We start from the raw sequence: 12,149 nt of genomic DNA, 5'->3' as shown, positions 1-12,149 counted from the left end.
CCTTTTTGTGATTTTGAATCTTTCACAGATTGATGGAATATATCCTTGCTTCGTGTGGATTTAGCATAATTTTTTCCGCTTCATCTTTGACACATTCATAATTTGCGAGAATCAGCTTTTTATTTCTATCAGCTAACTCCTCCGGCAGCATAAACTCATTTTTATTATCGCTATGATTTAAGATGATCAGAAGCATTTCATTATCCAATTTTCGTGTATATGCATACAATTCAGCATGATTTACTGTCAAATCGTGATAATCTCCATAAACCATTGCTTCTGTATCTTTCCGGATGGAAATGAGTTTTTTATAAAAATTCAAGACAGACATTGGATCTTTCTGTTCATTTTCTGTGTTAATGGTTTTATAATTCGGGTTAATCCCAATCCATGGAGTGCCTGTTGTAAATCCTGCATTACCCTCATCATTCCATTGCATCGGAGTCCGTGAATTGTCTCTGGACAGCGGCTGCAGGCTCCTTAGAACTTCATCTGGATGCTGCCCCTTTTCCACTTCTTCACGATATTTATTTTTCATGGCTATATCCTGATAATCCTCAATCTTATCGTAACGTATCCCAGTCATGCCGATTTCTTCGCCTTGATAGATATAAGGAGTCCCGGGAAGTGTATGGATTAAAACTGCCAGCAGCTTTGCTGACTGCACACGGTATTCTTTGTCATTTCCATACCTGGTAACTTGTCTTGTATGATCATGATTATTAAGAAACTGCGAATTCCACCCTTTTCCCCTCAGACCATCATTCCAATCCTTTTGAATGCGCTTAAATCGGAGCATGTCCCATGCTGGCATTTCGTCGGCAATTTGAAAGTGAAATAAAGTATTTAATTCATTTCTGTCTTCACCTACATATAACAAACCTTCTTGCGGGCTGACAAAAGGAATTTCGCCAACCGTCATGATATCATAATTGCTTAATACTATATTATGCATTTCCTGTAAATAATCATGAATACCTGGATTATTTGCCAGGTATGATAAATTAAATGGATCATCCGCATCAGGATATCCTTGCTTCTTTGCAAGTAGATTAATTACATCCATCCGGAATCCATCAATTCCTTTATCCAGCCAAAATTTCATAATACGGTATATTTCCTGGCGGACATCAGGATTTTCCCAATTCAGATCAGGCTGTTCTTTTGCAAACGAATGAAAATAGTATTGATCCGATGTTTCGTCATAAGTCCACGGTGAAGGTGCAAAATAGGAGCGCCAATTATTCGGCGGTCTTCCATCTTTTGGATCTTTCCAAATATACCAGTTTCGTTTAGGATTATTTGCGGATGACTTTGATTCCAAAAACCAAGGATGATGATCAGAAGTATGATTGACCACCAGATCCATAATGATTTTCAGCCCGCGCTGGTGTACTTCCTTTATCAGCCTTTCAACACTGGCCATATTCCCCGCCTTCTCCATGACTCCGCAGTAATTGGATATATCATAACCATTGTCTTTATCAGGTGATTCATACATTGGATTTAGCCAAATGACATCTATGCCAAGATCTTTAATATAATCCAGCTTTTCTATCAATCCCTCAATGTCTCCTACTCCATCTCCGTTTGAATCAAAAAAACTCCTCCAGTATACCTGATAAACGACTGCTTCTTTCCACCATGTTTTTTTCATATGCTCCCCCTTTTTTAAAGGATCTGTTATATTGTCTCTCGATTTCCGCAGCCGCACTTCCCCCAGAAATTTCATTTTTAAGAGAGCCTTTATTTCGCAACTACCAAGTGTTATCTTTATCTTTCTATTATTCATCACGTGCAAACAAGCTAAAACTACGCATTGATTACTCCTGGATACTTCTTTTATAGCATAATTACGCAGGAATTGGAAAGTTTTCCGTTTCTGAAGGCGGTTCAAGAAAGGGTACTTAAAAATGGTAAGCGCCATCAATCTTTCCTGTTGAGGTCCGCTCAAAGGAATCCGCATTCAGGAAGAATATTGCACACTGTGTCCCAATTTCCGGAATGCCAAAATCAACCTTGCAAATGTATCAGGACCAAACGAAAAAATCCCTGAACAATTAAATGCTGTTCGGGGATTTTCTCTATCGCTCCGTATCTCTTAAGACTGTTCGATGTTTGGATTGGAGTCTTCTAAACTGATTTTCCAAATTTCAGCCGCTTTTCCGCTTTCTGTTTCATCAATGATAAACGATCCATTGGTATAGCGGTCGGTGAACCTTAAACTTCCAGCATGGGAACTTTCAATTGTCCCCTTTTCCGTTCTGATAAAAATGGTGTCGCTGTTCACAACGGTTTCAAAACCAATGACCCGGTGCGGGTGAGACTTTAATTCCCTTAGCACAACGACCCCGCGTTTGGCACGGGAAGACTTTTCAAATTCAGTAAGCTTCATTTTCTTAATCGCGCCTCGCTGGGTGACAACCAGGATGCCATCTGCTGAATTCTTTTGAAGCACCTTTCCGCCTACGACGAAGTCTCCGTCTTTTAGGTTCATGCCTTTTACTCCGGCAGCCCTGACACCGACTGCACCAACTTCTTCTTCATCAAACCATAAAGCAAACCCATAATGGCTGATCATAATAATGGATGTGCTTCCATCTGTAAGATGCACATCGGCCATTTCATCATCGCCTTTCAGGTTGACGCCGACAAGAGGTTTGGAATAACGCTGCGCTTTATAGGAACGCAGCTCGGTTCTTTTCACCATTCCGTTCTTCGTCACAAATAACAAATATTGCTGCTGTTCAAAATCCTTAATCGGGATCATTTTAACTATTTGCTCATCACGGCTAATTGGCACAATGTTGGCAATATGCTGCCCTGTTTCTTTCCAGCGGATATCCGGGAGCATATGAACTGGACAATACAGGTAATTCCCTTTGTTAGTAAACAGCAGGATAACATCTGTTGTATTGGCTTCCGTTTTCTGAAGGAGCCTGTCAGAGTCCTTCATGCCGAAATCAAGACCTCCTGAAGCGGCATACGACCTGAGAGAAGTTCTTTTCACATATCCTTCCTTCGTGACTGTGACCATAACATCTTCGCTGGCTACCAATACTTCCAGATTAATTTTTATTTCTTCTATTTCATTTTCAATTCTAGAACGGCGTGTATCGTTATATGTTTTTTTAATGCTTTTCAATTCTTTTTTTATGACTTGAAAGAGTGTTTTTTCATTGTCCAGAATGGCCTGCAATTCTTGTATCTTGCGGTTTAGCTCTTCTGCTTCTGACTGAAGTGCAGTGATATCCGTATTGGTCAAGCGATAAAGCTGCAGGGATACGATTGCTTCAGCCTGCGGTTCTGTAAATTGAAACCTGCTTATCAGGTTATCCTTGGCATCCCGTTTATCCTTGGATGAACGGATGACAGCAATAACCTCATCTAAAATGGATAACGCCTTCATCAATCCATCTACAATATGTGCCCTGTCCTGTGCCTTTTGCAGTTCATAGCGTGAACGGTTCAGGATAACTTCTTTACGGTGGCCGATATATGCATCAAGAAGCTTTGGAAGACTCATTAACATTGGCCTCTTTTTATAGATGGCCACCATATTAAAGTTATAGGCTATCTGAAGATCTGAATTTTTATATAGATAATTCAGTACGCCTGAAGAATCTGCTTCTTTTTTCAATTCTATGACAATCCTTAATCCGGTCCGGTCCGATTCATCACGAACCTCGGAGATTCCCTCCACTTTTCGGTCGAGCCTGAATTCATCGATTTTTTTGACCAGATTTGCTTTATTCACTTCATAAGGGATTTCTGTCACAACGATCTGCTGCCTGCCTCCGCGCATATTCTCTACTTCGGCTTTGCCGCGAATAATAATTTTGCCTTTTCCGGTTTCATAGGCTTTTTTAATGCCTTCAATTCCCTGAATGATGCCTCCCGTCGGAAAGTCTGGCCCTTTTATGACTGTCATTAATTCATCGACAGTCACATCCGGCTTGTCCATTCTCATAATGGCTGCGTCTATAACCTCTCCTAGCTGGTGAGGCGGGATTTCTGTTGCATAGCCTGCTGAAATTCCAGTTGATCCATTTACCAGCAAATTAGGGAACATTGCAGGAAGAACAACCGGCTCGTTTGAGGTATCATCAAAATTGGGAATGAAGTCTACCGTCCGTTTATCAATATCACGAAGGAGCTCTGCCGCAATGGCAGATAGCCTTGCTTCTGTATAACGCATCGCTGCTGGCGGATCGCCGTCAAGGCTACCATTGTTGCCGTGCATCTGCACCATGACATTTCGGAGCTTCCATTCCTGGCTCATCCTGACCATAGCATCATACACTGATGAGTCTCCATGCGGATGATAGTTCCCGATTACGTTACCTACCGTCTTGGCCGACTTTCGGAAACCTTTATCATTTGTATTCCCTTCCACATGCATCGCATACAATATGCGTCTCTGAACCGGCTTTAGCCCGTCCCTTGCATCAGGGAGCGCACGGTCTTGGATTATATATTTGCTGTATCTCCCGAACCGGTCTCCAATAACCTCTTCCAGGGGCAAATCACGAACTTTCTCTTCTAAAGACATTAAATTTTGACCTCCTCTGATATCGACATATTTTCATTGTCCAAAATATTCGACTCTTCTTCGAGACCAAACGCTACATTAGCTTCAATCCATTTTCGGCGCGGCTCTACTTTGTCGCCCATAAGGGTTGTAACCCGTCTTTCTGCACGTGCTCCATCATCGATTTTTACACGTATTAAAGTTCTTGTTTCCGGGTTCATGGTTGTTTCCCAAAGCTGGTCGGCATTCATTTCTCCTAAACCTTTATACCGCTGGAGCATATAGCCTTTCCCTACCTTTTTGATTGTATCCTGAAGTTCTTCATCACTCCACGAATATTCTATTACTTCCTTTTTCCCTGTCCCTCTGCTGACCTTGTACAAAGGAGGAAGCGCAATGTATACCTTGCCTGCTTCAAACAGCGGCTTCATATATCTATAGAAGAATGTAAGGAGCAGCACCTGGATATGGGCACCGTCAGTATCCGCATCCGTCATAATCACGATTTTGTCATAATTGGCATCTTCCACATTGAATTCCGGGCCTACCCCAGCCCCTATTGCATGGATAATGGTATTGATTTCTTCATTTTTAAAAATATCCTGCAGTTTTGCTTTTTCTGTATTGATAACCTTTCCCCGAAGAGGAAGAACAGCCTGAAAACGGCGATCTCTGCCCTGCTTGGCGGAACCTCCTGCCGAATCACCCTCTACCAGGTACAATTCATTTTTTTCAGGATTTTTAGATTGGGCGGGCGTAAGCTTTCCTGATAAAACAGCATCAGATTTTTTTCTCTTTTTACCGCTCCTGGCATCTTCACGGGCCTTCCTTGCTGCTTCACGGGCCTGAAACGCCTTAATGGACTTTTTGATCAAAGAGCTGCTCGTATTGGGATCTTCTTCAAAGAAGTATGCCAAATGCTCTGTGACAATACTGTCAACTGCTGAACGGGCCTCACTTGTTCCAAGCTTCCCTTTTGTCTGCCCTTCAAATTGAAGAAGCTCTTCAGGGATCCGGACGGAAATAATGGCAGACAAGCCTTCCCTTATATCTGTGCCTTCCAGATTTTTATCCTTTTCCTTCAGCAGACCCGTTTTTCTGGCATAATCATTAAAAGCCCTGGTCATTGCTGTTTTAGCCCCGACTTCATGTGTGCCTCCATCTTTTGTACGGACATTGTTAACGAAGCTCAGAATATTTTCTGAATAGCCGTCGTTAAACTGAAAGGCAAAATCGACTTCAATATTGTTCTGTTCGCCTTCAAAGCTTACCACGCTGTGAAGGGTATCTTTTTCTTCATTGATATATTCTACAAATGCTTCAATGCCATTTTCATAATAAAAATTATCATGGTGATCATGCCGTTCATCTATTAATTCAATCTTCATTCCTTTTAAAAGAAACGCAGACTCTCTTAGACGTTCACAAAGTGTTTCATAATTATATACGGTAACCGAAAATATGGATGTATCGGGCTTAAAATGGATTTTAGTTCCCGACTGATTGGTTTTTCCTATTTTTTCCAGGGTAGTTTCTGGTTTGCCTCCATTTTCAAATCGCTGTTCGTAAATGAAACCATCCCGCTTGATTGTAACAACGAGCCATTCTGAGAGGGCGTTTACCACAGACGCTCCCACACCGTGAAGCCCTCCGCTGGTTTTATAGCCTCCCTGGCCAAATTTCCCTCCTGCATGAAGGATTGTCAAAATGACTTCAGGTGTCGGCTTGCCGAGCTTGTGCATTCCGGTCGGCATTCCCCGGCCCTTATCTGTCACGCTGATACTGTTATCTTTATGTATTTTAACGATGATGTGGTCTCCGTAGCCAGCAAGCGCCTCATCCACGGAGTTATCAACAATCTCATATACCAAATGATGAAGTCCTCGTGCATCGGTGCTTCCGATATACATTCCTGGACGCTTCCTCACCGCTTCCAGGCCTTCAAGGACTTGAATCGCATCATCATTATATTCGATTGTACTAACTTTCTTTGCCACAGAAATTCCCCTTTCCTTGCAACAACAACATTTCTGGGCCGTATCATTCAGTATGATATGACTCATAAATAAATAGGCTTTATATTATTAACTTCTTATATGCTAAGTATAATCCAAAAGAAGAAAAAGAACAAATGTTCTATTTAATGTTTTCCATCATGATCACCATGACTACAATGACATGTAAATATTCCTTTGCATCTTGGCATCTAAATATGCTTCTTGTTTTCGATTGTTTTAATTTGGAATCCATAAAAAAAGAGCGGGTCTTTGTCCGCTCTCAGCCTTACTTTGTAAGGGCATGTTCCACTTTGATGCAGCGATCCATGATGACGGTGTAACCTTTTTCTGTTAAGAAATTATACGCTTCTTCATTTTCAAGCCCCAGCTGTGCCCAAAATATATCCGCATCGACTTCATCAAATTCCCTGGCGATCTCCGGTAGGTATTCGGAGCGGCGGAAAACATTCACAATATCTACATGTCCTTTAATGTCTTTTAAGGAAGCAACTGCTTTCACTCCAAGAACTTCTTCGACAGAGGGATTTACCGGTATGATTTCATATCCGCTATCCTGCATGGCCTTTGAGACCATATAAGATGTGCGTTCCGGATTATCTGACAATCCGACCACAGCAATTACCTTGGCCTTTTTTAATATACGGCCGATTTCTTCCCGGCTTGGAATATTCATTGTCATGATTTTCAGCTCCTTAGTTTTATTCTATTTCTCGTTCAGGAGGCATAAATCCTGTTTATCTTTAAATTTTAGCATATAAACAAACAGGAGAAAAATCTTTATTAGCCTTTAATATAGATATATTGCTGACTTTCCCGCTGTTTACGTGCATATTTCTCTTATAGACGGCTTTCTTTGCCCTGAAGAGTTATGCTTCACCCCTGGCTTTTCTTCTGTAAACAAATTTCGTCCACTGATCTGCACATATGGATACAAATGAGCCAAACACAAGACCATTATTGAGCAGCGAAACTACAATTGGCGGAAGCCCCTGAAAGGCTGTGCCGGGAACAAACATTAAGCCTACTCCGCTCAATAGCGACACGCCGATAACCGTACGTATTCTATTTTGTTCTTTTTCCCTTTCAAATTCGGCAAACGCCATGCCTAACATGCCTGTAAACACTACAAATGTCACTGAATACCCTACCGGAATCGGCACGGCTGTAAAAAAAGCCATTACATGCGGAAAAAAGCTTGAAACAGCAATTAAGATGGAGCCAAGCAGAAACGGGAGCCTGGCGGTCATCCTTGTTGCAGCAATAAACCCTGCAGCCCCTGATATCGGGACAGGGCCAACTGCACTGAACACCCCTCCTAATATCTGGTTTATACCAGCTGCCATGCCAGCTGATTTAAGATTCGCCTTGCTGCTGCCTGGTTTTATTGAATTCAGAGCCATTTCTGCTAAACGGATGCTTGCTATCATATTTGTCAGCAAAAGCAGTGTAACAAATACTGCTGTCATGATCATGCCTGAATTAAACTTTGGGGAACCAAAAGCAAACAGCTTCGGCAGTGAAAACAGCTGATCTGGGGAATAGTCAGCCTTCTTCGCTGCTCCAAAAACTGCAAAAAGAAGCCAGCCGCAGGCAAGGGAAATTAACACTCCGTAGCGCCGGATGGATTCCTTTTTATGTTTTGTCACATAAAAAGTGATCAGCACAGTCAACAGGCTTAAACCGGCAATTTTCAAATCAACTTTATTTCCTGTATACCCCAATCCAAGCATACCGTTTAAAAATGATTTGCTGAGCTGCATAACCAGAAGAAGCAGATAGATACCCATCACAACAGGCGTAAAAAGGCGGCTGATCACTTTTATCAAGCCCGCTGCACTAAGTATGATAAAAAAGATGCCGCTTGCAATCAGAGCTGTCTGAAGGGCTCTTAGGGTGTCTGAACCTGATGCAAACAGTGTAGTGCTGAAACTTGCGTAAAGGGCAAACACCCCCCACCATAAACCTGCCGGCCCTTCATTAATAGGCAGCCTATGCCCGCAGGTTACCTGGATAACTCCAGCAATGCCTAGAACAAATATTGTCCTTTGAACAAATTCAGCTGCTTCATGACCCGTTAAACCGAATAAGTCAGCAATCGCAATAGGCGCTACGATTGAAGAAGCAACCATAAAAGCAATCCATTGTAGAGCGCCAAATAAATTTTTCATAACAATCTCCCGTTTTCATCAACTAGTCTACTACATTACTATTTTAACATAACTGCCTATTGACAGGGAAAAAACCAGGTAAATTTTGGATATAAAGTGCGGACAATATTACATGGTTTAAAGCTTTCATTAATAAAAGCCTAAGAATACATGGAATAAAAAAATCTCATTGCCGATGGTTTTTTTGCATAATCATGATAAAATATAGAGTACCTTGCTTATTGGCTAAAGGTATACATGCTTTTTGGATAAACGTACATTAAAATGACAATCCGCCAAAAGCAATCATACATACAAATAAATACATATAAGAAAGGGCTGCAATATGTTACTAATTATAATCACAGTGGCGCTTGCCTACCTGCTTGGTTCTATTCCGTCCGGCTTGATTATCGGCAAGATCTTTTATAAAACAGATATCCGTGAACATGGAAGCAAAAACCTGGGCGGCACCAATACTTTTCGGACGCTAGGCTTTAAAGCCGGGATGGCTGTAACCATAATGGATATATTAAAAGGAACATTGGCCACTATGCTGCCTATGATGATTGGAGCACATATCCATCCCCTTTTGGCAGGAGTTTTTGCTGTAATCGGCCATATGTTCCCTGTTTTCGCAGGGTTCCGCGGAGGAAAAGCTGTAGCAACTTCAGGAGGAATCGTACTTGCCTATGTACCCCTGCTATTCGTTGTAGTATTAGCCGCCTTCTTTATTGCGCTGTACTTATCAAAATATGTTTCTCTTTCCTCCATGGTGGCTTCAATCGTTTCACTTGCCTATGCCATGATTTTTAAGTGGAGCGACTGGCCCCTGATACTCGTCCTTGGAGTGCTGGCCATATTTATTTTTTATCGCCACCGTGCAAACATTAAACGGATTCTGGATAAAACCGAGCCAAAAGTAAAATGGATTTAAAAATATATTTCCGCCCTCACACTTCAAAACATAGGGGCTGGCTTTTAATTTGTGCAGCTGACAGTACTGCGAAAAGAAAGGAGCTAATATGAAACCTCTGCAAATATCGGCTGAAACTGCCATTAAGCTTTCAAAATCACTATCAGTGCCAATTGAACAGATCATGCATATGCCTCCACATATTCTTATAGCAAAAATGGCTGAAATGGAAGCAAAGGAAAAGGAATAAAGAGCAAGAATAGAGAGAGCCATCGAAGGCAGGCAATGCCCGAGATAAGCTCTCTATTTTTTTGTCCAGTTCTTTTAAAATCCCCCTGCTCACTTCTGGTGATGGACTACTTTATTAATGACCTCATGAAAAAGCTCCCACTCAGTAATTTGCTCCTTTAGTTCGCGCACCCCATTTTTGGTAATGTAGTAATATTTCCTGCTTGGCCCCTCCAGAGAATCTCTCCAATAACTTTTAACAAGTTCTTTTTCTTCTAATTTTTTCAAAGCCGGATACAGCATTCCTTCTTTAAATAATAGGTATCCATCACTGATCCTTTTTAATTCCTCTATAATTTCGTACCCATACATATCACGGTTCTTTAAAATTGAAAGAAGCACCATTTCTGTGCTGCCTTTCAGCAATTCGGATTTACGCATCCATTCTGCCCCCTTAACTATATCGTATTATTATATACCTTTAATTTTCACTACATATTAATGATATGTAGAATTGCATCAGTTATTTTTGATACCATACTGTAAGCTTCAATCAAAATGAACTAACCCCCGCCAACCCTTATAGAACTGATATTTTATATTACCAGTGTCACTGGAACAGCCGAAGAATTGATATCACATGACTAGCAACCCGTTATCTTAAAGTAGCATAGTTTATATCTATATTTTAACACAATATAGCAATTCTTCTGAATTTTTGCGCCAGCTGATTTTTAAAGAGAGATAAATGATTCATATGATTCAAAATTTGCAAAGGCATCCTGTCAAGGTATGCCTTTATACTCCCTTACATGCCACCGGAACCATCGCAAGTGCCAGCTTCCTGCCCGGATGATTCATCGTTCGCTTCTTTACTAGCATTGCTATATACTATTGTTAATGACTAGTGTGAAGGGAGACTTTGCTATGAAAATATTTATTAACGATGAAGCAGCAGCATGGTATAAAGACGAGCTGGCGTTAAAAGAAGGAGATGCTCTCCGTTTTTTCGCCAGATATGGAGGATACAGTCCTATACAAAGCGGATTTTCATTGGGAGTCAACAATACAGATCCCGAAAATCCAGCTGCCCAAACTGAAAAAATGGGCATTTCATTCTTTGTTGAAGAAACCGACTCATGGTACTTTGACGGAAATGACTTGCATATTGAGTTTAACCGGAAATATAACGAACCAGAATTTTTATATAAAAAATAGGCCCTATTAATAATAATATCTATTGAATCCAGTTTAGAAAAACCGATATATTATTCCCAATAGACTCAGCGAAGTCAGCAGACTTCGCTGAGTCTATTTAAATACCGTTTTTACACCTTTTATTTTATCTATGTCTGTAAATTTAGTCATAAGAAATGCACCCCAATTGTTAGATTGGGGTGCATTCCTTATGACTCCGGTGGTTTTTATGAAGGGCGAGAATTGCGGGCACTTTTCTCTATTAATTTATCAGATATACCTTCCTTTTCGAGTATATCTCTTTGTGAGGTACCTAATAAATCGAAGTGAGAGTAGCCATCTTTCCGATGGTGGATCCACTCTTTCTTCAATCCATATTTTTCTCCCCAGGCTTCGAGCTTTTTTAAATCGCCGCAGCCCACTTTTGTGACCGTTGTACAACCAGGAAAACGGTCATCAAGCCAAAAATGGGTCAGAAATGCAATTTCCCCTTTTTGGATTTTATTTTTCCATTCCAAAAGATCTTTTCTTTTTATCCCAAAAGCCAATAATGTTTCCTCCTTTTTCAATAAACAGGCTGCAATCATTTACATCAGCACGGGCTCTTCCCTCATCTCCTGCTGATAGCTGGATATACCAATTAGTGTCATATTTGCCGGTATAACTGGGAAAATCCGCTCCCATTACTTTTCATCTGCTTTCTTATTCGATTCGTAAGCTTCATGCCAATCCGGGAACACCCTTTTAATGGAGATAGGCCTGAAGCTGTCTTTTTTTACACAAACATGCGAGGAAGTGGCTGAAACAGCAAGATCATTTGACTCTGTATAAATTTCATAACCATAAATGATCCGTATGCCATCATAATGCTCTATCCATGTTTTAACTAGTGCTGTCTCTCCGTACCGCACTGGACTTTTGTAGGAAACATTTACATCAATTACTGGAGATATAATTCCGTCTTTCTCCATCTCTGCGTAATTAAAACCAAGGTCCTTTACCAGTTCTGTTCTGCCCAGTTCCATCCATACAATATAGTTTGTATGATACACCACTCCCATTTGATCCGTTTCCGCATATCTCACTTCTATTTCCTTTTCTGAAATCAGCAA

11 protein-coding genes are annotated in these 12,149 nt (G+C 40.9%); 3 read left to right on the top strand and 8 right to left on the bottom strand.

What is annotated here, in order from left to right:
* Positions 1-22 precede the first annotated feature (22 nt).
* The 5 genes from ACN6MY_RS11300 to ACN6MY_RS11280 form a co-directional block, all read right to left on the bottom strand.
* Positions 23-1,657: a glycoside hydrolase family 13 protein gene (locus ACN6MY_RS11300; protein ID WP_419883999.1), complete on the bottom strand. Its 1,635-nt coding sequence runs from the start codon at positions 1,655-1,657 to the stop codon at positions 23-25.
* Between the two features lie 444 nt (positions 1,658-2,101).
* A complete protein-coding gene (parC, locus tag ACN6MY_RS11295; RefSeq protein ID WP_419883998.1) occupies positions 2,102-4,552 on the bottom strand; it encodes a DNA topoisomerase IV subunit A in 2,451 nt (816 codons plus the stop codon).
* Positions 4,552-6,528 carry a DNA topoisomerase IV subunit B gene (gene parE, locus ACN6MY_RS11290; protein WP_419883997.1) on the bottom strand — a complete coding sequence of 659 codons (1,977 nt, stop codon included), beginning with the start codon at positions 6,526-6,528 and terminating at the stop codon, positions 4,552-4,554. The genes parC and parE overlap by 1 nt, the downstream gene beginning before the upstream one ends.
* Before the next feature lie 286 nt (positions 6,529-6,814).
* Positions 6,815-7,228, bottom strand: a complete 414-nt coding sequence (locus ACN6MY_RS11285) for a CoA-binding protein (protein WP_419883996.1) — start codon at positions 7,226-7,228, stop codon at positions 6,815-6,817.
* A 187-nt stretch (positions 7,229-7,415) separates the two neighbouring features.
* The gene (locus ACN6MY_RS11280; protein ID WP_419883995.1) at positions 7,416-8,717 is read right to left on the bottom strand and encodes a purine/pyrimidine permease; all 1,302 of its coding nucleotides are present in this window, start codon (positions 8,715-8,717) and stop codon (positions 7,416-7,418) included.
* 325 nt (positions 8,718-9,042) lie between these two features.
* Here ACN6MY_RS11280 and plsY point away from each other — a divergent pair, with 325 nt between their 5' ends.
* Both plsY and ACN6MY_RS11270 read left to right on the top strand, forming a co-directional pair.
* The gene (gene plsY, locus ACN6MY_RS11275; RefSeq protein WP_419883994.1) at positions 9,043-9,633 is read left to right on the top strand and encodes a glycerol-3-phosphate 1-O-acyltransferase PlsY; all 591 of its coding nucleotides are present in this window, start codon (positions 9,043-9,045) and stop codon (positions 9,631-9,633) included.
* An 88-nt stretch (positions 9,634-9,721) separates the two neighbouring features.
* Positions 9,722-9,862 carry a YycC family protein gene (locus tag ACN6MY_RS11270; RefSeq protein WP_419883993.1) on the top strand — a complete coding sequence of 47 codons (141 nt, stop codon included), beginning with the start codon at positions 9,722-9,724 and terminating at the stop codon, positions 9,860-9,862.
* A gap of 89 nt (positions 9,863-9,951) precedes the next feature.
* On the opposite strand, the gene ACN6MY_RS11265 is transcribed toward ACN6MY_RS11270, so the two are convergent.
* A complete protein-coding gene (locus tag ACN6MY_RS11265) occupies positions 9,952-10,281 on the bottom strand; it encodes a PadR family transcriptional regulator (RefSeq protein WP_419883992.1) in 330 nt (109 codons plus the stop codon).
* A 486-nt stretch (positions 10,282-10,767) separates the two neighbouring features.
* On the opposite strand from ACN6MY_RS11265, the gene ACN6MY_RS11260 reads away from it, so the two are divergent.
* Positions 10,768-11,058: a HesB/YadR/YfhF family protein gene (locus ACN6MY_RS11260; protein ID WP_419883991.1), complete on the top strand. Its 291-nt coding sequence runs from the start codon at positions 10,768-10,770 to the stop codon at positions 11,056-11,058.
* Between the two features lie 206 nt (positions 11,059-11,264).
* Here ACN6MY_RS11260 and ACN6MY_RS11255 read toward each other — a convergent pair whose 3' ends face one another.
* Positions 11,265-11,585, bottom strand: coding sequence for a hypothetical protein (locus tag ACN6MY_RS11255; RefSeq protein WP_419883990.1), 321 nt, complete (start codon positions 11,583-11,585; stop codon positions 11,265-11,267).
* 135 nt (positions 11,586-11,720) lie between these two features.
* Complete coding sequence (locus tag ACN6MY_RS11250; RefSeq protein WP_419883989.1) at positions 11,721-12,149, bottom strand: acyl-CoA thioesterase; 429 nt, start codon at positions 12,147-12,149, stop codon at positions 11,721-11,723.

The sequence above is a fragment of the Peribacillus sp. B-H-3 genome (genome assembly GCF_048572925.1).
Classification (GTDB): Bacteria; Bacillota; Bacilli; order Bacillales; family DSM-1321; genus Peribacillus.
Note: the sequence above shows the minus strand (reverse complement) of the source record. Positions and strands in the feature narration are given on the sequence as shown.